General features: G+C 65.0%; 25 protein-coding genes. 7 read left to right on the forward strand and 18 right to left on the reverse strand.

Annotated features, from left to right (window positions below):
• Positions 1-233: 233 nt before the first annotated feature.
• From GC146_RS06000 to GC146_RS06075, 16 genes are read right to left on the reverse strand one after another with little or no spacing between them, the layout of a single operon-like run.
• Positions 234-1,076: an amidohydrolase gene (locus GC146_RS06000; RefSeq protein ID WP_291835835.1), complete on the reverse strand. Its 843-nt coding sequence runs from the start codon at positions 1,074-1,076 to the stop codon at positions 234-236.
• A 22-nt stretch (positions 1,077-1,098) separates the two neighbouring features.
• Complete coding sequence (locus GC146_RS06005; protein ID WP_291835838.1) at positions 1,099-1,941, reverse strand: fumarylacetoacetate hydrolase family protein; 843 nt, start codon at positions 1,939-1,941, stop codon at positions 1,099-1,101.
• A 12-nt stretch (positions 1,942-1,953) separates the two neighbouring features.
• Positions 1,954-2,697, reverse strand: coding sequence for an SDR family oxidoreductase (locus GC146_RS06010; protein WP_291835842.1), 744 nt, complete (start codon positions 2,695-2,697; stop codon positions 1,954-1,956).
• A 10-nt stretch (positions 2,698-2,707) separates the two neighbouring features.
• Complete coding sequence (locus GC146_RS06015) at positions 2,708-3,901, reverse strand: UxaA family hydrolase (RefSeq protein WP_291835844.1); 1,194 nt, start codon at positions 3,899-3,901, stop codon at positions 2,708-2,710.
• Positions 3,898-4,215 carry a UxaA family hydrolase gene (locus tag GC146_RS06020; protein ID WP_291835847.1) on the reverse strand — a complete coding sequence of 106 codons (318 nt, stop codon included), beginning with the start codon at positions 4,213-4,215 and terminating at the stop codon, positions 3,898-3,900. Before GC146_RS06020 ends, GC146_RS06015 begins: the two co-directional genes overlap by 4 nt.
• Positions 4,212-5,324 (reverse strand): enolase C-terminal domain-like protein, encoded by a 1,113-nt coding sequence (locus GC146_RS06025; protein ID WP_291835850.1) that lies wholly within the window; start codon positions 5,322-5,324, stop codon positions 4,212-4,214. Before GC146_RS06025 ends, GC146_RS06020 begins: the two co-directional genes overlap by 4 nt.
• Positions 5,325-5,327: 3 nt before the next feature.
• Complete coding sequence (locus GC146_RS06030; RefSeq protein ID WP_291835852.1) at positions 5,328-5,990, reverse strand: RraA family protein; 663 nt, start codon at positions 5,988-5,990, stop codon at positions 5,328-5,330.
• Positions 5,983-6,312, reverse strand: a complete 330-nt coding sequence (locus tag GC146_RS06035) for an L-rhamnose mutarotase (RefSeq protein WP_291835855.1) — start codon at positions 6,310-6,312, stop codon at positions 5,983-5,985. The genes GC146_RS06030 and GC146_RS06035 overlap by 8 nt, the downstream gene beginning before the upstream one ends.
• Positions 6,313-6,332: 20 nt before the next feature.
• Positions 6,333-7,445 (reverse strand): mandelate racemase/muconate lactonizing enzyme family protein, encoded by a 1,113-nt coding sequence (locus GC146_RS06040; RefSeq protein WP_291835858.1) that lies wholly within the window; start codon positions 7,443-7,445, stop codon positions 6,333-6,335.
• A complete protein-coding gene (ugpC, locus tag GC146_RS06045) occupies positions 7,445-8,539 on the reverse strand; it encodes a sn-glycerol-3-phosphate ABC transporter ATP-binding protein UgpC (protein WP_291835860.1) in 1,095 nt (364 codons plus the stop codon). The genes GC146_RS06040 and ugpC overlap by 1 nt, the downstream gene beginning before the upstream one ends.
• Position 8,540: 1 nt before the next feature.
• Entirely contained in the window at positions 8,541-9,395 is an 855-nt protein-coding gene (locus GC146_RS06050; protein WP_291835863.1) for a carbohydrate ABC transporter permease, read from the reverse strand.
• Positions 9,395-10,318 (reverse strand): sugar ABC transporter permease, encoded by a 924-nt coding sequence (locus tag GC146_RS06055; protein WP_291835864.1) that lies wholly within the window; start codon positions 10,316-10,318, stop codon positions 9,395-9,397. The genes GC146_RS06050 and GC146_RS06055 overlap by 1 nt, the downstream gene beginning before the upstream one ends.
• 56 nt (positions 10,319-10,374) lie before the next feature.
• Positions 10,375-11,715, reverse strand: coding sequence for a sugar ABC transporter substrate-binding protein (locus tag GC146_RS06060; RefSeq protein ID WP_291835868.1), 1,341 nt, complete (start codon positions 11,713-11,715; stop codon positions 10,375-10,377).
• The gene (locus GC146_RS06065; protein ID WP_291835871.1) at positions 11,712-12,962 is read right to left on the reverse strand and encodes a CaiB/BaiF CoA-transferase family protein; all 1,251 of its coding nucleotides are present in this window, start codon (positions 12,960-12,962) and stop codon (positions 11,712-11,714) included. Before GC146_RS06065 ends, GC146_RS06060 begins: the two co-directional genes overlap by 4 nt.
• Positions 12,959-14,092, reverse strand: a complete 1,134-nt coding sequence (locus GC146_RS06070; protein WP_291835875.1) for an extracellular solute-binding protein — start codon at positions 14,090-14,092, stop codon at positions 12,959-12,961. The genes GC146_RS06065 and GC146_RS06070 overlap by 4 nt, the downstream gene beginning before the upstream one ends.
• Complete coding sequence (locus GC146_RS06075; protein WP_291835878.1) at positions 14,085-14,657, reverse strand: MaoC family dehydratase; 573 nt, start codon at positions 14,655-14,657, stop codon at positions 14,085-14,087. The genes GC146_RS06070 and GC146_RS06075 overlap by 8 nt, the downstream gene beginning before the upstream one ends.
• Before the next feature lie 81 nt (positions 14,658-14,738).
• Between GC146_RS06075 and GC146_RS06080 the strand changes: the two genes are divergently transcribed.
• Together GC146_RS06080 and GC146_RS06085 are read left to right on the forward strand one after the other, a co-directional pair.
• Entirely contained in the window at positions 14,739-15,221 is a 483-nt protein-coding gene (locus GC146_RS06080) for a MaoC/PaaZ C-terminal domain-containing protein (RefSeq protein WP_291835880.1), read from the forward strand.
• The gene (locus GC146_RS06085) at positions 15,218-16,282 is read left to right on the forward strand and encodes a Gfo/Idh/MocA family oxidoreductase (protein ID WP_291835882.1); all 1,065 of its coding nucleotides are present in this window, start codon (positions 15,218-15,220) and stop codon (positions 16,280-16,282) included. The genes GC146_RS06080 and GC146_RS06085 overlap by 4 nt, the downstream gene beginning before the upstream one ends.
• On the opposite strand, the gene GC146_RS06090 is transcribed toward GC146_RS06085, so the two are convergent.
• Both GC146_RS06090 and GC146_RS06095 read right to left on the reverse strand, forming a co-directional pair.
• Positions 16,279-17,079 (reverse strand): IclR family transcriptional regulator, encoded by an 801-nt coding sequence (locus tag GC146_RS06090; protein WP_291835885.1) that lies wholly within the window; start codon positions 17,077-17,079, stop codon positions 16,279-16,281. The two genes, GC146_RS06085 and GC146_RS06090, sit on opposite strands and share 4 nt — an antisense overlap.
• A gap of 124 nt (positions 17,080-17,203) precedes the next feature.
• Positions 17,204-18,145 carry an AraC family transcriptional regulator gene (locus GC146_RS06095; protein WP_291835887.1) on the reverse strand — a complete coding sequence of 314 codons (942 nt, stop codon included), beginning with the start codon at positions 18,143-18,145 and terminating at the stop codon, positions 17,204-17,206.
• A 256-nt stretch (positions 18,146-18,401) separates the two neighbouring features.
• On the opposite strand from GC146_RS06095, the gene GC146_RS06100 reads away from it, so the two are divergent.
• From GC146_RS06100 to GC146_RS06120, 5 genes are all read left to right on the forward strand, one after another.
• Positions 18,402-19,136: an SDR family NAD(P)-dependent oxidoreductase gene (locus tag GC146_RS06100; RefSeq protein WP_291835890.1), complete on the forward strand. Its 735-nt coding sequence runs from the start codon at positions 18,402-18,404 to the stop codon at positions 19,134-19,136.
• 105 nt (positions 19,137-19,241) lie between these two features.
• Complete coding sequence (locus tag GC146_RS06105; protein ID WP_291835893.1) at positions 19,242-19,772, forward strand: hypothetical protein; 531 nt, start codon at positions 19,242-19,244, stop codon at positions 19,770-19,772.
• 108 nt (positions 19,773-19,880) lie between these two features.
• Complete coding sequence (locus GC146_RS06110) at positions 19,881-20,771, forward strand: LysR family transcriptional regulator (protein WP_291835897.1); 891 nt, start codon at positions 19,881-19,883, stop codon at positions 20,769-20,771.
• Between the two features lie 91 nt (positions 20,772-20,862).
• Complete coding sequence (locus GC146_RS06115) at positions 20,863-21,681, forward strand: putative hydro-lyase (RefSeq protein ID WP_291835899.1); 819 nt, start codon at positions 20,863-20,865, stop codon at positions 21,679-21,681.
• A 41-nt stretch (positions 21,682-21,722) separates the two neighbouring features.
• A complete protein-coding gene (locus tag GC146_RS06120; protein ID WP_291835902.1) occupies positions 21,723-22,769 on the forward strand; it encodes a TRAP transporter substrate-binding protein in 1,047 nt (348 codons plus the stop codon).
• Positions 22,770-22,779: the final 10 nt, after the last annotated feature.

A 22,779-nucleotide genomic window follows, 5' to 3' on the forward strand; every position in this document is an offset into this window, starting at 1 on the left:
CCGCTCTGGTGCTGAACGAAACCACCGCGACCGGCCGCGGGTCTTGCGCGGTAGCGACGGCCGTCCGGTTGTGATCTGTGCCGGGGGCCAATGCTGGCGCGATCGGCCGGCCTGCTGCGCCCGACGCAGCACTCCTCTTGCACGCGTCGGTCAACAACACGCCGACGCCACCCGAAGGGCGCCCGCATCACGGTAACGGAATGCCGAGGGGCCCTGCTCAAATCCTGCCCATGTCAGGCGGGTAGGTTATAAATCCTTCGGGCGTTCTGACCGGCAATCTTTTCCTGCTCGTCCGCCGACAGCCCGCCCAGCAGGTCGCGCGTGATCGCGATCCAGTCGGTCAGCCCCGCGCCTAGCACGACCACCGGCCAGTCCGAGCCCCAGACCACGCGGTCCGGCCCGAAGCGGTTGAGCACATGATCCACCCACGGCTGCAGCGTGGCGGCGCTGGCCGTGCCGGGCGCGCAATAGGCCGTGATGCCGGAGAGCTTGACATTGACATGCGGAAAGGCGGCCAGGGCATCCATCCCCGCCGCCCAAGCGTCGAACCCGCCGCCCGCGATGTCAGGCACGCCGCAATGATCAAGGACAAAGGTCTGGTCGTCGCAGGCGCGCACCAGCTCTGCGGCGATCGGCAACTGCCGGGCGAGAAAGCACAGATCGAAGGTCAACCCGCGCTGCCCGATCTTGCGCAGGTTGGCGCGAAAGACGTCCGCCTGCGACATCTCGTCGGGCACGACATGCAGGATGCGGCGGTAGCCATGAACGTGCAGCCCGTCGCATTCCTCCAGCCAGGCGTCAAAGCCCGCGTCCTCCTCAGGCCGGCACGAGGCGATCTGGCCCATGATCCCGTCCGCCCCGACGCGCGTCGCCACATAGCGCGCCTCGGCCTGGTAATCGGCGTCGTCGACGCCTGCCTCCATGAACAGCGTGCCGGCCACGCCAAGGCCTCGGGTCTGCGCCTGGTAGTCCTCGGGCGTGAAATCACCCGTGGCGAGCGGCGGGATGTCGTTGGTCCAGCCATAGCCGAACCTGTCCCGCCAGATCAGATGCTGGTGCGTGTCGATGAAATCCATCTTCGTGCCTCCCTTTTCCGTTTCAGTCCGCGATCACATCCTGCCGTTGCGTGCCCAGCCCTTCGATGCCCAGTTCCACCACGTCGCCGGCCTTGAGGTAGCGCTGCGGCACCATGCCAAGGCCGACGCCCGGCGGTGTGCCGGTTGAAACCACGTCGCCCGGATGTAGCGTCATGAACTGGCTGAGGTAACTGACCAGGTACGCCACACCGAAGACCATCGTCCTGGTCGAGCCGTTCTGCATCGTCTCGCCATTCACCGTCAGCCACATCGGCAGGGCCTGCGGGTCGGGAACCGCGTCGCGCGTGACCAGCCACGGGCCGATCTGGCCGAAATTGTCGCAGGATTTGCCCTTGGTCCATTGCCCGGACCGTTCGATCTGGAAGGCGCGCTCGCTGACATCGTTGGTCAACGCATAGCCCGCGACATGGGCCAGTGCATTGGCTTCGCTCACATATTTCGCAGGGCTGCCGATGATCACGGCCAGCTCCACCTCCCAGTCGGTCTTGACCGATCCGCGAGGGATGATGATGGGGTCGTTCGGCCCGCAAATGGCGCTGGTGGCCTTCATGAAGATGATGGGTTCGGGCGGCACCGTCGCCCCGGTTTCGGCGGCATGGTCGGAATAATTCAGCCCGATGCAGATGAACTTGCCGGTGCCGGCGACGCAGGCGCCCAGCCGGGTGGCGGGGTCGACCTGCGGCAGGGCCAGCGGATCAACCGCGCGCAGCATCGCAAGGCCCGCATCCGACAGGACCGCGCCGCCGATATCGGGCACCAGCCCGGTCAGGTCGCGCAGGCTGCCATCGGCGGCGACGATGCCGGGGCGCTCCTGCCCGCGGGGGCCGTGACGGAAAAGTTTCATGCGCGGTCTCCTTCAGATATTGGCCCAGCCGCCGTCGATCACGTGGGCGACGCCGGTGGTATAGGCGGCCTCGTCCGAGGCGAGGTAGACGACCAGCGCGGCAATCTCCTCGGCCTTGCCTATGCGGCCGATGGGCTGCCGGGCGATGAAGGCGCGGCGCGCGGCGTCATAGTCGCCTGTGGCGCGCAGGCGGCCCTCCAGCGACGGGCTTTCGACCGTGCCGGGGCAGATCGCGTTGGCCCGTATCCCCTGCCCGATGAAATCGGCGGCGATGGATTTCGTCAGGCCGATCACACCCGCCTTGGTCGCGCCGTAGACAAAGCGGTTGGGCGCGGCGATGACCGCGCTGGCGACCGAAGACATGTTGATGATCGACCCGCCCCCGCCTGCGATCATCGCCGGCAGGAAGGCGCGGCACATACGGTACATGGCCGTCATGTTCAGATCGACAGAGAAGGCCCACTGATCCTCGTCGCAATCAAGGATGCTGCCGTGGGCGACAAAACCCGCGCAGTTGAAGAGAACGTCCAGCGCGCCGACCTCGGCCGCCATCCGGCTTACCGAGTCCTTGTCCATCACGTTCAGCAGCCGCTTCTCGATCCCCGGCGCCTCGGTGCCCAGCGCCGCCAGCGCCTCGGCATTGATGTCGGTGGCGATCACCGTCGCCCCCTCGCGCGCCATCGCCAGCGCGCTGGCCCGGCCAATGCCCTGCCCCGCCGCAGTGATCAGTGCGCGCTTGCCGTCCAGTCGTCCCATTCTCTCTCCTTCACGCGGGCAGGCAGGCCGGCCCGATCGGCTCGAACGTCTTGTAGGTCAGGATGAACTCGGCATGGCCCATCGCCTCGGAACAGGTGGGCTGCCCGGCGGCGGTGGCGAGGACCCGGTCGAAGATCTCGTCGCCCACGGCATCAAGCGTCCCCTCGCCGGTAATGATGCGGCCCGCGTTGATGTCCATGTCGGCCGACAGGCGGGCATACATCTCGGGGTTGGCGGCGATCTTGATCACCGGGGCCAGCGCCGAGCCCACGACCGAGCCGCGCCCGGTCACGAACAGCGTCAGGTGCGCGCCCGAGGCCATCATCTCGACGATCTCGGCATTGTCCGAGATGTTGGGAAAGCCGAAGCGCACCTCGCCATCGGGGACCACGTCCATCAGGTAAAGCCCGCCCTTGGGGGGAATGTCGCCGGGCTTGATCAGCCCGGATATGCGCGAGCGGCCCGACTTGGCATAGGCGCCCAGCGATTTTTCCTCGATCGTCGTCAGCCCGCCATCGGCATTGCCGGCGGCAAAGCTGCCATAGCCCAGCGTGGCGTAGTAGCGCGCTGCCTTTTCCACCGCCGCGCGCAGTTCACCGGCAAGTTCCGGGGTTGCGGCGCGTTCGGCCATGATGTCCTCGCAGCCGATCAGCTCGCCGGTTTCCTCGAAGATGCACGCGGCCCCCGCCGCCACCAGCTTGTCAAAGGCGCGGCCCGCCGCCGGGTTGCCCGACAGCCCGCTGGTGCCGTCCGAGCCGCCGCAGACGGTGCCGACGACCAGTTCTGACACCTCCATCGGCACCCGCGCCTGCCCGGCCAGTTGCGCCAGCGCATGCTCCACCCATGCCTGCCCCTGCGCGATGGTGGCCGCCGTGCCGCCCGCGCGCTGGATCACCAGCACCTCGACCGGGCGACCGCTGGCGGCGATCACCTCGGCCAGCTTGTGGCGGTTGAAGCTTTCGCACCCGAGCGAGACAAGCAGCACCGCGCCCACGTTGGGATGGGTGCAAAGCCGCTCCATCATCGTCTGGGCGTAGCTGTTGGGGTAGCAACCGGGAAAGCCGATGACATGCGCCTCGTCCCGGTGGGGCCAGGCGATTTCGCGGGCGACGTGATGGGCGCATTCGACGAGGTAAGCCACCGCCACGCGGTTGCGGATGCCCTTGCGCCCGTCCGCGCGCAGATAGCCCGAAAGTGCGGTCATGGCGTGCCCCCTGCCGGTGCGTCGAGTGCATAGGTTGCCGTGTAGTTGCTGCGCAGGTTGTGCAGGTGCACATGCGCGCCCGGCGCGATGTCTGCCGTCGCGGTGCCGATGACGGCGCCGTATTTCACCACGCTGTCCCCCGCCGCAATGGCACGGCGCGCCAGCTTGTGGCCCATCGACAGCGCGGCACCGACCGTCAATTGCCGCCCGTCCAGCCAGATCCGTTCGCCTGCGGCGATTGGCGCGCGCGCGACCAGCACGTTGTCGGCGGGCGACAGCAGGAGCAGGCGGTCATCTGTTGCGGGATCGCTCACAGCACCTCCAGCGTGTCGTTGTCGATCATGTCCCAGTCAAGCGCGATGCCCAGCCCCGGCCCCTGGGGCATTGTGGCTATGCCGTTTGCCACGGGCAGTGGCGCGGCAAGGCCGAAGGCAAAGGTCTCGGCGGGCCAGAGCAGTTCGAGATAGCGGGAATTGCCGATGGCCCCGTTGAGGTGCAGGTTCACCAGTTCCAGCGGCTGGAAGATCGTCGTGTGCAACTCGCAAGGCGCATGGAACGCCTCGGCGAGGCGGGCGGTTTTCAGCGTGCCGGTGATGCCGCCCGACCATGACGGGTCGGCGCGCACGCCGTCCACCACGCGGGTGGCAAGGCATTCGGCCACCGAATAGGGGTGTTTGGGTAGCACCTCGGTGCCAATGACAGGAATATCCAGCGCGCGGGTCAGTTCGCGCAGCGCGGCGAAGTTCTCATCGGGTAACGGCTCTTCCAGCCAGAGATAGCCCAGACGCTCCAGCTCGCGCCCCAGCCGCAGCGCCTCGTCCAGCGTGTAGGGCGCGACCGGGTCCGACATCAGCGGGAAATCGGGACCGACCGCGTCGCGCACGGCGCGGTGAATCTCGATGTCCTGCGCCAACGACTTGCCCGGCGGATGCACCTTGTAGGCGCGCAGGCCCGCCGCCTGTACCGCGCGCGCCTCGGCCACGTAGGCATCGGCATCCGGCAGCACCAGCGAGGAGGCATAGACCGGCACCTCGGACCGCAGGCCGCCGATATAGCGCCAGAGCGGCTTGCCCGCCGCCTCGGCCGCAAGGATCCACAGGCAGCAATCGAGCGGGCCATAGCTGTAGATCGGCAGGTGATGCCACCAGCGGTCGGCCACGCGCCAGTCCTGCCAGGCCGCCTCGCGATCCAGTGCGTTGCGGCCCACGAAGAAGGGCCGCAGCGAGGCGGCGGCAAGGTGGCCAGCTCCCAGCGCCGAACGCGCGGCAAAGCCGAACATCGAGGCGCTTTGCCCGCCTTCTGTCGTCACCGTGTAAACGAGGTAATCCAGCCCCGCGCGCGCCTGCCCGTCGCGCAGCGCGTCGGCCCCCAACGCCGCGCCCCGATGGCGGCAGGCCCGGATATCGACGCGCGCAATCTGCATCTGTCAGAACTTTCCGTAGGACAGATAGGCTTGCTGCGGGTCGATGCCTTGCAGGATCGCCGCGCGCACCTTACTTTCAGTCTGCATCGCCGCCACGCCCTTTTCGATCACCTCGTCCAGATGCGCCGCCGGGATCACCACCATCCCGTCGCGGTCGCCGTGCACCCAGTCGCCCGGGTTGATCGTGACCGCGTCGATGGAAATCGGCGTGCCGGTCGCCGTGGGCAGCCACAGGCCGACCACGTCGCGCGGGGTAAAAAAGGTGCCCCAGCAAGGCAGGCCCAGCCGCAGGATGAAGTTGGTGTCGCGCAGGCCCCCATCGGTGACGACGCCCAGCACGCCCTTCAGGTGCAGCGTTTCGGCCGACAGCTCGCCCATCTGCGCCACAAGCTGGTTGTTGGGCTGCGCCGTCCAGACATGGCCACCGGGGCATTGCGACAGAAGCCCGGTCCAGGCCAGCAGCGTTTCATGCGGATCGGCACCCTCGACGATGCGTCCCTCTATGGTGAAAGCCGGGCCGGTCAGCACGCCTTCGGGGTTCAGCGGGCGCAGGCGCGGCGGCAGGGTGAAATCGCGCAGCCCCATCGCCCGCATCACGTCATGCAGAACCGAGGTGTAGCAGGTCTGCAGCGTGGCGATGCGCGGATCGTTGGCGGTGTCAGTCACAGTGAAAGACCTCGTCCATCATGGCCCACCATTCGCCCTCGGCGCGGGTGGCCAGCGGCTCCTGGCAGGGCATGCAGACCGCCCACCAGTCCTGCGTGCGCGGGTCGGCGGCCATCTTGGCCATGTCACCTTCGAAATCGGTGCCGGTATATTCCCAGTAACCGAAGAGCAGGTTTTCCGGCTCCTTGAGGTAGATGGAGTAATTGGTGATGTTGCTGGCCTTGATCTGCGCGAGGATCTCGGGCCAGACGGCGGCGTGCAGCCGCTTGTAGGCCTCGACCTTGTCGGGTTTCAGCCCGATCACCATGCCCATCCGTTGCATTCCCGTCCCCTCCCCTGTTTTCATTGCCGATGCTCGGTGTGGCTGCCCGCCACGGTCAGCCGCGCGATGGCGTCCCTGTCCCAGTCAATGCCCAGCCCCGGCGCCTCGGGCGGATGCGCGATGCCGCCCCGGATATCGAGGCGGCTGGTGGTGATCGCATCAAGCTGCGGGATGTATTCCAGCATCCATGAATTGGGCACCGCGCAGACAAGGCTGACATGCAGCTCCATCAGGAAATGCGGGCAGACGGCGATGTTCATCGCCTCGGCCATGTGCGCCACTTTCAGCCAGGGCGTGATGCCGCCCACCCGCGCGGCATCGACCTGGATGATGGAACAGGCGCCTGCGCGCAGGTAATCGGCGAACTGGCCCGGCGAATAGAGGCTTTCACCCACCGCAATCGGCACGGCCGATTGCGCGGCCAGCCGGGCGTGGCCGGTCAGGTCGTCAGCCGGCATCGGCTCTTCGAACCACGTGATGCCGACCTCGGCCAGCATCCGCGCCCTAAGCAGCGCCTCGTGATAGGCGAAAGCCTGGTTGGCATCGACCATCAGTCGAAACTCGGGGCCGACAGCCTCGCGCACCGCCGTCAGCCGATCCCGGTCCTCTTCCAGTGAGGGCTTGCCGACCTTCACCTTCGATCCGGCAAAGCCCTGCGCCTTGACCGCCAGCGCATCTTCGACAAGGGCTGCGCGCTCGATATGCAGCCAGCCGCCTTCGGTCGAATAAAGCGGAATCGCGGGTTTCGCTCCGCCCGCCATGCGCCAAAGCGGCAGGCCCGCGCGGCGGCAGCGCAGGTCCCACAGGGCCGTGTCGATGGCCGCCAGCGCAATCGAGGTGATCGCGCCCACGGCGGTGGCATGGGTGGCAAAGAGAAGGTCGCGCCAGATCGCCTCGATCTCGTCAGCCTCGCGGCCCAGAAGGCGCGGGACCAGCGTGTCGCGCAGCAGGCTGACCACCGCAGGCCCGCCGGTGCCGATGGTATAGCCATAGCCGTGACCGGTCGCGCCATCGCTATCGGTGATGGTGACCAGCGGTGTTTCCTGACTGACGAAGGACTGGATCGCGTCGGTGCGCACGACCTGCGGCGGCAGATCGACCATGCGAATCTCGACCCTGTCGATCCGCGCCATCAGCGTGCCTCCAGACTGGCGCCGCTCGCCGCGTCGAAGAGATGCGCACGGTCCAGCGCGAGACGGAACACCAGTTCCTCGCCCGGCAACACCATGCGCGGGCCGTAAAGTTTCGCCTGCACTTCCTGCCCGGCGATCCGGGTGAAGATCAGGCTTTCCATGCCCAAGGGTTCGGCGATGGCGACAGTAAGGGTCAGTTCCGCACCGGGGCCGTCCTGCGACAGGCCGTGGCCCACCGGGCTGATGTCGTCCGGTCGAATGCCCAGCAGCACCTCCTGCCCCTCGCGCGCATTGTCCGCCGCACGCTCGGGCACCGGCAGCGCGCTGCCATCGGCCAGACGCACCGCACCGCCCGAGATGGTACCGGGCAGCATGTTCATCGGCGGCGAGCCAATGAAGGTGGCCACGAAGGCCGAAGTGGGGTGGTTGTAGACCTCCATCGGCGTGCCCACCTGCTCGATCCGGCCGGCGCGCATCACCACGATCCGGTCGGCCAGCGTCATCGCCTCGATCTGGTCATGGGTGACGTAGACGACCGTGGTGCGTACCGACTGGTGCAGCTTCTTGATTTCCGCGCGCATCTGGCCGCGCAGCTTGGCATCGAGGTTCGACAACGGCTCGTCAAAGAGAAAGGCCGCGGGCTTGCGCACGATCGCGCGGCCCATTGCGACGCGCTGACGCTGGCCGCCCGACAATTCCGCCGGGGTGCGCTCCAGAAGCTCGGTCAGGCCAAGGATCTCGGCCGCTTCGTCGACCCGTTGGGCGATATCTGCCGCCGGCTGGCCCGCGATTTTGAGGCCAAAGCCGAGGTTTTCGCGCACGTTCATATGCGGGTAAAGCGCGTAGTTCTGGAACACCATCGAGATGTTGCGTTTGCGCGGCGGCAGTTCGTTCACCACAGCACCGCCGATGCTGACGGTGCCGTCGGAAATCTCTTCCAGCCCGGCAATCATCCGCAGCGTCGTGGATTTACCGCAGCCCGATGGCCCCACCAGTACTACGAATTCCTGATGCGCGATGGACAGGTCGATGCCATGCACCGCCCGTGTCCGGCCGTAATTCTTGACGAGCTTGTTCAGAACGATCTCTGCCATGTTATCCTTTCACCCCGCCGAAGGTCAGGCCCGCGATGAGGTGTTTCTGCACGATGAAGGTCAGCGCCAGCGCCGGGATGATGATGATCACGGCCATCGCCGACATGCCGGCCCAGTCGATGGTGAATTGCGAGGTGAAATCCATCAGCCCGACCGGCAACGTCTTGGAATAGGTCGAGCGGGTCAGCTGGCTGGCAAGCGCGTATTCGTTCCACGACGTCAGGAAAGCAAAGATGCCGGCCGAAGCGATGCCTGAGCGCGCCAGCGGAAACTCGATCCGCCAGAATGCCTGCCAGCGGGTGCAGCCATCAACCATCGCCGCCTCTGACAGCTCGATCGGGATCTGCCGGAAGAAGCCGTCGATCAGCCAGATCGTGAAGGGCACGTTCATTGCGACATAGACGATGATCAGCCCCGGCTTGGTATCGATCAGTCCCAGCCTGCTCCAGATCATGAAAAGCGGCAGCGACAGCGCGATACCCGGCACCGTGCGTGACAACATCAGGCCCAGAAACAGCCCATCCTTGAAACGGAAGCGGTAGCGCGCGAAGGCATAGCCGCCCGACATCCCGATCAGGAGAGCAATGGCAGTGCTGGTCAACGCGATGATCATCGAGTTGGCGAAATAGGCCGGCACCGGAATCGCCACTTCCTGCGCAAAGCCAAAGATCTTCGCGAAGTTGTTCAGGCTCAGTACTTGCGGCACCCAGACCGCGGGCTTGGCCAGCACCTCGGCATTGGGCCGGAAGGCGGTCAGCACCACCCAAAGGCCCGGCACGCAGATGATCATCATCAGCAGGAAGGTCAGAACCCAAGACACGATCCGTCCAAGCTGCCGGCGCAGTTTCGGGTCCATCAGTCAGCCCCCCGCATGAACTTGCGCGCAGCAATCAGCTTGCGGAAGAAGAAGTAGGTGAAGGCAATCGACAGCAGGATCGAGATATAGGCCATCGCATTGGCCATCCCCATCTTGGCATTGTTGTAGCCGGTCCGCGCGATCAGGGTCCACAAAAGCTCGGTCCGGCCGGCTGGTCCCCCGCCGGTCATCACGTGCACGATGTCATAGGCGCGCGCGACGTCGAGCGAGCGGATCGTCATCGCGATGTAGGCAAAGGGCATGATGTAGGGCAGCGTGATGTGGCGAAAGACCTGCCACGGGTTGCAACCATCCACGCGAGCCGCCTCTACCGGGTCGCGCGGCATCGACAAGAGGCCCGCAAGCAGCAGGATGGCGAAGACCGACGTGCTCATCCAGACTTCGGCGAAAATGATCGAAAACATCGCGAGGTTACGGTCCACCAACCACGCGATCGCCCCGTCGCTCAGGTGCAGGGCCTGCAGCGCGTTGTTCAGGATGCCGATATTGTCGTTGAAAACGAACTTGAACTGGTAGCCCACGAGGATCGGCGAAAACATCATCGGGAACATCATGATGGTGCGCAGCGTCCGCTGACCCCATGTGATGCGGCTGATCAGCAGCGCGATGCCCAGACCCGCCAGAAACTCGACATTCAGCGCGATCGTCAGAAACAGCACCGTGCGCCCGAAGGCCGCCCAGAAATCGCCGTTGCCCATCAGGTCGGTATAGTTGCGCAGGCCGATCCACACATGCAGCGTGTTGGGCCGGATCAGTCGGTAGGGCGTGAAACTGGTGTAAAGCGAGAAGCCCAGAGGGAACACCACGACCAGCGCCAGAACCATGAAGGCCGGCAGCAGCAGCAGGAAAGGAACAAGGTTCATCCTGTTGCGAAAAAGGCGTTTGGGGCTGTATCGGGCCATCTTGTCTTCCGTGAAAGGTGCGCGGGGCGGCACTCGGCCGCCCCGCCATGCGGCCCTCAGAGGTAGCCGTTGTCCTGCATGATCCGGGTCGCGGCGGCCGCGGCCTCGTCAAGGGCGGCCTGCGCGGTCATCTCGCCCAGGATCGCCTTTTGCAGCCGCGGGAAGATCTCGTTCGAAACCTCGATCCACGGCGCAATCAACGGCGGCGTGAAGGCATCCTCGGCCATCGATTGGCCATAGGTGTTGAACACCTCGACCATGAAGTCGTTGCCGGCGGCACCGAATTCGGCCGCGATGTCCTTCCAGACCTGGGTGCGGGTGGGCAGCAGGCCCTTGCGCGCCTCGATCATCTGGTTGTCGTGGCTGGTCAGGAACGTCACCAGCGAGGCGGCCGCATCCTTGTTCTGGCTGGTCTTCGTGATCGAGAAGGAATGGCTGCCCGACCAGCCCGCCCGCTTGCCGCCGTCGCCCTTGGGCGCGCGGATCAGACCCACGTCGTTCGCGACCTTGGAGTTGGCCGGATCGTTGAAGTAGGCGGCCCAGCCGGCCCAGTCGAGATCCAGCGCCACCGTGCCAGAGGCAAAGCCTGCCCCGAGGTCGTCCCACAGGTAGTTCAGCACGCCCGCCGGCACCGCCTTGGCGTCGTAGAGGTCCTTGAACCACATGACAGACTTCACGCCCGCGGCCGAGTTGAACGTCGGGTTCCACTTGTCGTCGAACAGCGCTCCGCCATTGGCCACCAGCATCTCGTAGAACCGTCCGGTGATCGCCTCGTCCTTGCCGGGATACTGCGTTCCGAAGAAATCGGGCGCCTTGGCAAAGAAGATGGCATGGTCCTTGAACTGGTCGAAGGTTTCGGGCGGGGCAAGGTCATAGCCGTACTTGGCCTTGAACGCGTCCTTGTTGCCCTGATCGGCATAGAGCGACTTCTGGTAGTAAAGGTTGGACACGTCCGAGTGCCGGGGCATTTGCACCAGGCTGCCGTCCACGGTGGAGTTCTTCAGCGCCAGCGCGTCGAATGCGGCCAGAACGTCCGGCTTCATCACGCTGTTGAGGTCCATGTAGATGTCGCCGTACTGCGGCGCAAAGCTGGTGTGGTTTGACCCGATGTCCCAATCCAGCGTGCCGGCGGCGATGTCCTGCTTGATCTCGCGGTCAAGCTCGAAGTGGTTCTTGCGCGAGATCACATCGACCTTCGCACCGGTCGCGGCCTCCCATTTCGGAATCTCGGCATAGAGGGTTTCGTACTGCGCGCCGCCGATCAGCTTGGCCCGCACCGTCACGCCATCGAAAGAACCGTAGACGGCGCTTGTCACTTCGTCTGCGCTGGCCATGCGTCCGGCAAGGGCGCCCAGCGCGCCACCGGCAAGCAACTTGTTGAACGTTCTTCTCTTCATGATGTCCTCCGCTTGGTTATGGTGTCGGCAATCGGGTTGCCCGGCCGACTGGTCGTTTCCGAGGGTCTGTCGGCGTCTGCCGCGCCGTTATCGGTTCGGTTCAGCCCGAACTCGTCGATAATCTCTTGGGTGTGCTGGCCCAGCCCCGGGGCCGCCCGGCCCGAGGTTAGCGCCGCGCCATCCAGCCGGAGCGGTCCGCGCAGCGTGCTGAGCGACACCGCGCCGTTCTCGATCGTCTGGATGAAGTTCAGTCGCCGGAATGCTTCGGTCGCGAAAAGGCCGGGCCAGTCGAGGACTTCCGAACACCAGATGTCGGCAGGCTGCAGGATGGCCAGCCAGTGCGCCGTCGTCTGCCCGCGCACCGCCTGCGCGATGATCGCCTTGATCGCGTCGCGTTCGCGCATCGCGGCGGCAGGGTCGTCCAGATAGGGGGCGAGTGCTGCGATACCCATCAACTCTGCGAGCCTGCGCAACGAGGGCGTCATTGCCAGCGCAAGGTACCCGTCCGCGGTCTGATAGACGCCATAGGGGGCGCCCAGATAGGCATGCGCCCCGCCCACCGCGGCGCGGCGCGGCAGCTTGCCACCATCGTTGAGATGGGTCGTGAGTACCTCGAACTGAAAGTCCAGCAGTGCCTCGAGCAGGCTGGTTTCCACCTTTGCGCCCTCGCCGCGCAGGCCGCGCCCGACAAGGGCCGCGAGAATGCCCTGCGCCAGCGCGTTGCCCGCCAGCATGTCGGCCACCGCCAGCCCCATCGGCATCGGCGGATCGCCCGCCGAGCCGGTCAACCACAGCAGGCCCGAGCGCGCCTGCGCCAGCAGGTCCTGTCCCGGCAGGTCTACCCAAGGCCCTTCGTCGCCGTAACCCGAGATTGAGCCATAGACGATGTCAGGATTTAGCGCGCGCACCGCATCATAGCCGAACCCCATCCGCTCGATCACGCCGGGGCGGAAGTTCTGCATCACCACGTCGGCTTTGGCCACCAGCCGCCGCAAACGGGCGCGGTCGCCCTCGTCGCGCAGATCGGCGGCAAAGCTTTCCTTGTTGCGGTTGATCGCGTGAAACAGGCTGTTGGTGCCGCCGATCTCGGTGTCGGACAGATAGAGCGTGCGGCAGAGGTCGCCCTGCCCCGGCCGCTCGATCTTGATGACGCGCGCGCCAAGGTCGGCCAGTTTCAGCGCGCAAAGCGGCCCCGACAGAAACTGGCTGAAATCAACGACGAGCAGGCCTTCGAGAGGACGGGTCATGCGCGGCTCTCCCGGTAGGCGGCGTCGAGCGCGGTGATGGTGGCGGGGATCGTCACCTCGCCGGTCAGGCAGCGATGCACCAGCGCGCCACCCACGTCCTGAAAGCCCATGTAGCCGTCATAGCGCGGGCGCAGCCATGCGCCCTCCAGCGTCGCACGGGTGTTGCGGAAGAAGTTGTCGGTCAAGGCGTTGCAGGCATCACCCTCCCATGCGGCGGCGTGGCCGGGCTGGCCGCCGCTGGTGGTGTAGAGGCCGCGCTGGCACTCGGCCCCGGCAATCCAGAAGGCATAGTCCACCGCGACCTCGGGGTGTTTCGTGAAGGCCGACACGGCAATGCCCGTGCCGCCCAGCACCGTGCCCTGCGGCGACGGGCGTTCGATCCCCGGGGCATCGTGGAAGGCCAGCGGATGCGGACAGAACCCGGCGCGGGAATAATTGGTGTAGCCATAGCCGAAGGGCGAATAATCCGGCCCGTCTTCGCCACGCCCCATCCAGTCGTAAATGCCGATGGGATCAAGAGTCAGGCAACGCGGATCGACCAGCCCCGCAATCTCGACCATGAGGGCCAGCACGCGGGAGGCCGCGCTGGGGTCCATCAGCCGGTCGGGGTCTTCGCCGATGTCATGGCCAAGATTGCGGGCGATGCCGAAGAAGGTCATCAGCGCGTTGATCGGGATGAGCGCAAACCCAACCCGGCCCGCGCGGGCCAACTCCAGCACCTCGGACCAGAGCCGCGGCGGCGTCTCCAGTCGGTCGGGACGCAGGCAGGCCACGGGCGTGGCCGCGTCGATGGCCAGCGCCCATTGCCGCCCGCCAAAGGCGTAGGACGGATGCGACAGCCCGACAGAGCCAGCGGCCAGCGCAGCCATCTCGGCGTCGCGCAGCCCGTCGAGGGCCAGCAGGTTGCCCTGCCGGGCCACCTCGCCCACATGCGGGTGGTCGATGACCATCAGGTCGTAGGTTTCGGCCATCTCCGAAATCGGCCGGTCCGCGAAGGCCTGCAAGGACCGCTTTTCCCAAGTGATCGTCACACCGGGATGGGCGGCGGCATAGGCAGCTGAAGTGGCCAGCATCGGGTCCACCCCGCGCGGGTGGTCCCATGTCATGCCGCGCAGGACAGCCTCAGCCATTGCGCGCCGCGGCCTTCGCCGCCATCTTGGCCTGCGCCTCGGCGGCGAAGGGGGCCGGGTCGCGGTAATTGGCGGTCAGCAGGTGTTCGGCGTAAAGCACCAGTTCGCCCGGCGCCTTGTAGACCGAGTAGCTGACCCGCAGCTTGCCCATCTTTTCGTTATGCACCTCTTTCGAAAGGTTCTCGCGGATCGTGTAGATCGTGTCGCCGATGAAGACGGGCTTGATGAAGCGCAGCCTGTCGTAGCCGTAGGAAAACGAGTTCAGGCAGTTCGTTGCCGCCAGCCCCAGTCCCAAGGAAAAGACGAAGGCCCCGGCGACCAGCCGGCGGCCGAATACGCCCTCCTCTGCCGCAAAGATCTCGTCGCTGACATACGGGTGGTGGTCCATGACGAGGCTGTTGAACTGCATCGACTCGCCTTCGGAGATTGTCCGTCGGATCGACCGGATCCGGTCGCCCACCTTGAAATCTTCGAAATACCAATCTTCGGCGTTCCAGACCGGAATCGCCGCATGATCGGCCGGAAGCTGGGGTAAACCCCTTGCATGTATGCCTATTTCAGCCATCGCTCCCCCACCGGCCGAGGCCCTTCGGCCCAAGTTAACGGCAGCGTGAGCCAGATTGTTTTACTTGTCAAAACTTTTTTCATGAGCAAAATTGGCAGCAAGGGAGGACCGATGGAAAACGAACAGTTCTTCGAAGATTACGAGGTCGGCGCAACCCGCCAGACGCTGGGCCGCACCATCACCGAGGCCGACATCGTCTTTCACGCCGGCCATTCGGGCGACTTCTTCCCGCATCACATGGATGCCGAGTTTTGCCGCACCCAGCCCTTCGGTCAGCGCATTGCCCATGGCACGATGACCTTTGCCATCGGCATCGGGCTGACGGCCACGCAGATCAACCCGCGCGCGATGACCTACGGCTATGACCGGCTGCGTTTTCCTACGCCGGTCTTTGCCGGTGACACGCTGCGCACGCGGGTGCGGATCGGGCGCAGGGCGGACGACCCCAAGCGGCCGGGCCACGGGCAGGTGGTGGAGATTTGCGAGACACTCAACCAGCATGGCCGCACGGTCATGTATTGCGAACATATCCTTTTGGTCGAAAGGCGCGAGGTGACGACATGATCGAGACGCTTGAACAGAACTGGCCTGCGCCCACGGCGCCGCGCCCCATCGTGCTGATCGGCGCGGGTGGCATCGTGCGCGACGCCCACTTGCCCGCCTACGCCAAGGCCGGGTTGCAGGTGGCCGGCGTTGCCGAGATCGACGCCGACCGCCGCGCCAGCCTTGCGCGCGATTTCGCCATCCCGGCCACATATGCCTCGGTGGCCGAGGCGGTGGCGGCGCATGGCAATGACGTGGCCTACGACATTGCCGTGCCGCCTGGCGCGATCACCGATATCCTGCCCTCCCTGCCCAAAGGCGCCGCGGTGTTGATCCAGAAACCGATGGGCCCGGACCTTGCGACGGCGCGGGTGATCCGCCAGATCTGCCGCGATCGCGACCTTAAGGCCGCGGTCAATTTCCAGCTGCGCTTTTCGCCGATGATGATGGCGGCGCGGCAGGCGATCGAACAGGGGCTGATCGGTGACCCGCTGGAGATCGAGGTGCATCTCAACATCTTCACGCCATGGACGATCTTTCCCTTCCTGCTGACGATGCCGCGGGTCGAGATCCTGGTCCATTCCATCCATTACCTCGATTCCATCCGCGCACTTTTCGGCACGCCCAAGGCGGCCTTTGCCCGGTCGATGGCCGATCCGCGCGCGCCGGGATTCGCCCAGACCCGTACCACCGCGATCCTCGATTGGGGCGATCTGCGACGCGGGGTGATGAGCATCAGCCACAACCATCAAGCGGGACGAAAGTTCCAGTCGGCCTGGTTTCGGATCGAGGGGACCAAGGGCGTGATGATGGTCAAGCTTGGCGTCTGCTTTGACTATCCGCACGGCGAGGCCGACGAGTTGTGGTTCTGCCCCGAGGGCGGCGACTGGCAGCAGGTGCCGCTGAGCGGCAGCTGGTTCATCGAGGCGTTCATGGGCCCGATGCGCAACGTTCAGCGCTTTGCCGCGGGCGAGGATGACCGCCTTTTCAGCGGGGTCGAGGACGCGTTCCAGACGATGGCGCTGGTCGAGGCATGCTTTGAGTCGATGGAGGTGCCGGCCGTTCCGCTGGCGACCGACTAGACGCGCCTGGGCGCCTCAGTGGGCACCAGCTGAGCCGCGCCGCCGCCCACGCTGCGGCTCAGCTGCGCCGCCGTCTCGATCACTTGCACGCAGCAATCGGCCATTGTGATCGGCTCGCCGAACCGCTGGACATGCGGGATGGTCAGCGCGGCGATGGCCTGTCCTTCGTGGTCGATGATCGGGGCCGAGATGTTGACCACCCCCTTGATCACGAAGCTGTCGACAATCTCGTGCCCACGCAGGCGGATCTCGGCGAGGTCGCGGCGCAGCCGCGCCTCGTCGGTGCCCTCGGGCAGCGGACGGCGGGCCAGCATCTCGGCCAGTTCCTCCTCGCTGTGATAGGCCATCATCACCCGGCCCGACGAGGCCCGCCAGATATCCACCCGCGTGCCCAGTCGCACGCTCATGACGTGGCGCGCGGGCGGGTCGGCCTGCCCGACGATCAGCACCGTGTCATCGGTCAGGATCGCCAAGTGCACCGATTGGTTCACCCGCTGGGCAAGGTCGCGCATCAGGGGGGCTGCCGCCATCGTCAGGCGGCGGATCATCGGGGTGCGATGGGCCACCTCGAAAAGCAGCGTCGTCAACACGTACTTGTCCGATCCCGGCGCCTGCGCGACATAGCCGCGCGTCTGCAACACCATCAGCATCCGGAAGATTTCAGAGACCGAGCGTTTGAGATCGCGGGCGATCTCGCTGAGCGACAGCCCGGTGTCGGACGCCGACAGAAGCTCCAGGATATCCAGCCCCTTTTCGAGAGCCGGGGCGGTGTAACGGGAGGTCTTCTCGTCGGGCATCGTCGCTGGCTCGCAGGTCTTGGATGGTCCACAACCATAGTGGCGCGCCGACGGCAACTCAATCGCTCACGCGAACGTGGCCTACCCAGGTGCCCGGGATTTCAGCACACGGCTTAAGACGGCATCAATGCGTGTGCGCGGCGCGCAATGCCTGTGGTGTCATCCCTGTCCATTTCCGGAAGGCGCGCTGGAAGGCGTTCGGATCGCGATACCCCACAAGGTGGGCGATCTGCTGGTTGTTCAACTCGCTCTTGACCAGATATCGGATCGCAAGCTCCCGTCGCGTTTGGTCAAGCAGCGACTGGAAGGTGACCCCGTCATCTGCCAGACGCCGCAACAAGGTGCTGCGACCGAGTTTCAGACGACCGCAGACATGTGCGATCGTGGGCTCGGTGATCGAGAACGCCTCGAGCATGGTCGCACGAACCCGATCGGACAGGGGCAGTCCCTTGGACTGGATCATGGCCTGGCTCTGAAGATCGGCCTCGGTCGCCTGCCAAAGCTCGGGGTTGTCGGAGACAAACTGAATGCGGGCATCGGCAAGGGCATAGGTCAGCGTCGCCTCGCCATGGGACGGAACTTGGCCAAAAACCTCTTTCAGCCGCTCGCGTTCGTCCTGTGGCAGGGGAAGGGAAACCCGCAAAGGCCGGATCGCATGACGCGCCAGCGCGTTGGCTTGCGCATGAAGATAGATGATCTGCGGACTGCTGAATGACCCCGGCAAGGTGAGACTTGGCTGGTCCGGTCCGACACGCACGCTGAAGTCCGATGAACTGCGCGTCACGATGAACTGCATCGGCCCGAAAAGGCTTTTGAACTGCGCCATCCTGTGAATGCCGGTCTCGAAATCGGGCGCCGTGGAAAGGGCGAAGAGGACGGGGATCGCAGGGCCGCCCGCCATGCGCAAACCAAGAAGCTGCGAGACGTCCGGATGCCCGGAAAGATCCATCATCGCGGTCCAGATGCGAAGATACTCCTCGCCCGACACCAGAAAGGCCCGGTCGTTACGGTCCGTGGCGACCATCCCGGCCCTTCCCAGAACTTCGACCCAGTCAAGGCCGAGCATCCCGCAGATCGGGCCGGAAAGGACGGCAGATGTGTAAATTGGGGGTCTTTGCCGAGCCTGCATGCCAGCGGCCTTTCACGCGGGAACATCACGCCTTGCATCAGAGACGGATACGCGATGCTTGGCAACGGCATTGAGCCGATCTGCAAGCCATTGAAACGAACTGCAAGTCACTTTCGGTGGAACGCGACGATCCGCCAAGCCTACCTTGATGACGACACCTGCTGTTGGAGAACCCGGTTTGGACCTGAAATCAATGATCATTCTCGTTACCGGCGGCGGCTCGGGCATTGGGCTCGAACTGTCCCGGCAGCTTGTGGCCTGTGGCAACACCGTCATCATCTGTGGGCGCGACCCGGACAGGCTGGCGGAGGCCGCACGCCTGACCGGGGCACAAGCGATCGCAGGGGACGTGACGCTTGCCGCCGATCAGGACCGCATATTGTCGGACATTCAGGCAGAGCACGGCCGGCTGGATCTGCTGATCAACAATGCAGGCATTTTCCTTGCCTATGACTTCAAGTCCGACACCGACACGCTCCGAAAGATCGAGAGCGAGATTGCCATCAACGCGACGGCGCCGCTGACCCTGACATGGCGCGCGCTACCGCTTCTGGAAAAAAGCGCCCGGCCCGCCGTCTTGTTCATCGGATCGGGTGTCGCCTTCGTCGCCTCGCCGGGAACGCCGATCTATTCCGGGACGAAGGCCCTGATCCATCATTGCGCGCAAACCCTGCGGCACCAGTTGCGCCCCCACGGCATCACCATTTTCGAGGCGATGCCACCCGTCGTGGATACCGACATGGCCAAGGCCCTGAAATCCGACAATTTCAAGAAGATGAAGCCCGCCGATCTGGTCCGCGACATCCTGAAGGGATTGCGCCGTGATCAGACCGAATTGCTGTTGGGACAGTCCCGCCAGATCAGGTTGTTAAGCCGGATCGCGCCCGCTTTCCTGTTTCGTCAGTTCGCCAAGACCGAATTCCACTGAACCGCCGTCAGGTGTGCACCCCTTCCCTGGTCCCCGATCAGAACGCAGTCACTGGCCGAGATTTGCGTCGACCCCCATTCATCGCGCTTCGAGGAGCCAATTCACATGTCATCCAATCCATACCGCAGCCGCATCAACACGCTGGCCGTCGTCACCTCGGCCGCGTTCGGTGGCGCCAACCTGTTCATCGGGCTATCGATGGGCGCCTACTGGCTGCGTCTCGCCCCTGACGAGTTCGTAGCGGAGTTCTTTCCGCAGTTCAGCAATTTCCTTTTCACGATCATGACCTTGTTCGTCATCATGCTGGTGGCCCTCGTGCTGTCGGCCCGCCTTGATCGGCATGAAACCTTGGCGCGGCGCAACTGGTTGATCGCGCTGTGGCTTTATCTTGCGGTCTCGCTGATCACGGTTTTCTATCACATGCCCCTCAACATGCGCCTTGCAGCAGCGGTCGGTTCGCCCGTGGCAGATCTGCTTGGCTTCTTTCAGAGGATCGCGCTGACGGGTCCGGTGACGGCGGACAATGCGGCCACCATTCGCGCAATCTGGTTGCTGGGGCACATTCCCCGCGTCCTGATCACACTTGCCATTCCGGTTTATGCCCTTCGCGCAATGGCCCGCCGGACCACGCGCTGACGAGACGAACGGCAGCTTCAGGCGTTTCAGCGGGGGCGGACGAAGGCCCATCAGTACGGCCGTGACGGCACGCGCGCAGTTGACAGCGAGCGGGATGCGACCACTAGCATGTGGTCCATGTTCGGCTTCCGCGACATCGAGACCATTCGCGCCGTGGCACGCTGTGGCGGCTTTCGCGCGGCGTCAGAGGCGACGGGGCTGGCGCAGTCTGCCATCTCGCGGCGGGTCCGGCATCTGGAAGACCGGATGGGCATCACGATTTTCGAACGCGACGGACGTGGTGTGCGCCTGACGGCGGCCGGGCGCCGGCTGTGCAACGAGGCCGAGGTCTTGATCGCCCAGCGTGACCGAATTCTCAACGAGTTGACGCAAGGCGTGATGGCCGGCGTTGTGAGGCTTGGGGTCTCCGAAACGATGACCCATACCATCCTGCCAAGGATGCTGACCACGCTGCGTATCCGCCATCCACAACTGCGTTTCGAGATCTCCGTCGACACCTCCGACCAGATGGGGCAGGCGCTGACCGACGATGAGTTGGACGTGGTGATCATGCTGCGCGATCAGGCGCCGCGCGGCATTCTGATGACACCGGTGCCGCCGGTCAGTCTTGGCTGGTATGTCTCGAAGGACCATTTCACCCTTCCCGATCCTGCGGGGATTGATGATCTGGCCGCACTTCCCATCGTCTCCTTCCCCAAGACCACCAGCCCGCACCGGCAGGTGCTGCAACTGCTGACGCCGGGACGGCGCCAGCCCGCCATGGTGCACGGCTCGGCCTCACTCGCGACGATGCTGCACCTTGTCGAACAGGGCTTTGGCATCGGCACGATTCCCCGCTCCATCGTTTCGGCATGGCCCTCGACCAAACTGCACGAGATCACGGTCCTGCCCGAGGCACGGCTGCCGGATCTGGAGTTTGCAATCTGCTACAACCCTGACCGGAATGAGGAAATCGGACGTGAGGTGACGCGTGCGGCGGTCGAGGCGGGCCATGACTGATCTTCATTTCAGATCAATAACGGGACTAATTGAACTGTTGATCTAATCGGTTTGCCTACGGGAACATGTCCGCAACTTGCAGGAGAGCGGCATGACCGACAGTCCCGACAGGCACTTTTCCGCCCCGCTGCTGCGGGCCGAGATCCGTGCCGGCCGGTTTCGGGGGCCCACGGCAGGGCTGGGCGGCGAGGCGCTGCAGGCCAATCTCGTCATTCTTCCCGGCGTCGCGGCCAGCGATTTCGTGCGCTATTGTCTGGCAAACCCGCGGCCCTGCCCGCTTTTGGCCGTGGGCGAGCCGGGTGACCCGTCATTGCCGACGCTGGGGGCTGACATCGACCTGCGCTACGACCTGCCCCGCTACCGTGTCTGGCGCGATGGCATGCTGGCGGAAGAGCCGGGCGACATTGCAGCGCTCTGGCAGGATGACATGGTGTCGTTCGCACTGGGCTGCTCGTTCAGTTTCGAGGATGCGCTGACGCGTGCAGGCATCCCGGTGCGCCATCAGGACGCCGACCGCAACGTCCCGATGTATCGCACCAATCTTGCAACCCGCCCGGCCGGCCGATTCTCGGGGCCACTTGTGGTCAGCATGCGGCCGATGCCGGCCGCCGATGCCATCGAGGCGGTCAGGATCTGCAGCCACTTTCCCTTGGCCCACGGCGCGCCGGTCCATCTGGGCGATCCATCACAGATCGGCATCGCCGATATCTTCACGCCCGACTATGGCGATACGCCCGATATCCGGCCCGGCGACATTCCGGTTTTCTGGGCCTGCGGGGTGACGCCGCAGGCGGCCATCGCCGCGGCACGCCCCCATCTGGCGATAACCCATGCCCCCGGGCACATGCTGGTCACGGATATTCCCGCCAGTCACGCCGAACGACGCCTCACCGGGGTCCTGCCTGCCTGACCCTCAACCCACCGCATTCAAACCCCAACAGGAGAAACAAGATGAAGAACATGATGATGTCCGCCCTTCTGACCGGCACGCTGCTGGTCGGCACCGCCGCAACCGCCGAGCAGTTGTCGGTCGTCGGCAGCTGGAGCAGCCTGCCCCTGTACAAACAGTTCACAACACCTTTCTGGACCGAGGAATTGCCGAAGCTGACAAATGCCGATTTCACGGCACAGCTGACCAGCTTCGACCAGATGGGCATTGCCGGCGGCGACGTGTTCCGGATGCTGGGCGATGGCGTGTTCGACGTCGGCCAAACCGTGGGCGACTACACCGTTGGAGATGCGCCCGAGCTGGAAGGCCTCGATGTTCCGTTGGTCGCCACCACCGCAGCGCAGGCCAAGGCGATGGTCGATGCCGCCCGCCCGATGGTAGAAGACATCATGCATGACCGTTTCAATGCTGAACTGCTGGGGATCGCGCCCTATCCGCCGCAGATCGTTTTCTGCAATGGCGAGGTCAATTCGCTGGCCGATCTGAAGGGCAAGAAGGTGCGCGGCTCGGGCCGAATGACGACCAAGCTTCTCGAGGCATTGGGTGCCGAAGGCGTCAACATCGCCTTCTCCGAAGTCCCGGGTTCGTTGCAGCGCGGGGTCATCGATTGTGCCGTGACCGGTGCCGGTTCGGGCTATTCGGCCGGTTGGTGGGAAGTCTCTGATCATCTGCTGACATTGCCGCTGGGCGGTTGGGATCCGGTCGTGATCGCAATGAACAAGGACCGGTTCGACGCGTTGCCGGCGGATCAGCAGGCCGAATTGAAGCAGGCCGTGAAAACCGGGTTGGAAGACAAGGCATGGGATGCGGCGCAAGGCGGCCTGACCAACGATATCGCCTGCCTGACCGGCAATGGCGACTGCCCGTCAGGCAAGCCGGCCTCGATGACGCTGGTCCAGGCCTCTGACGCCGACATGGCCACCGCCCGCAAGGTGCTGGAAACCGAGGTGCTTCCCGAATGGGCCGACCGCGCCGGCGCCGATTGGGTCAAACGCTGGAACGACAGCGTGGGCAAGGTGGTGGGCGTCACAATCCCCGTCGCGAACTGAGGCCGCGCCG

This window comes from Limimaricola sp., assembly GCF_016125575.1.
Classification (GTDB): Bacteria; Pseudomonadota; Alphaproteobacteria; order Rhodobacterales; family Rhodobacteraceae; genus WGLM01.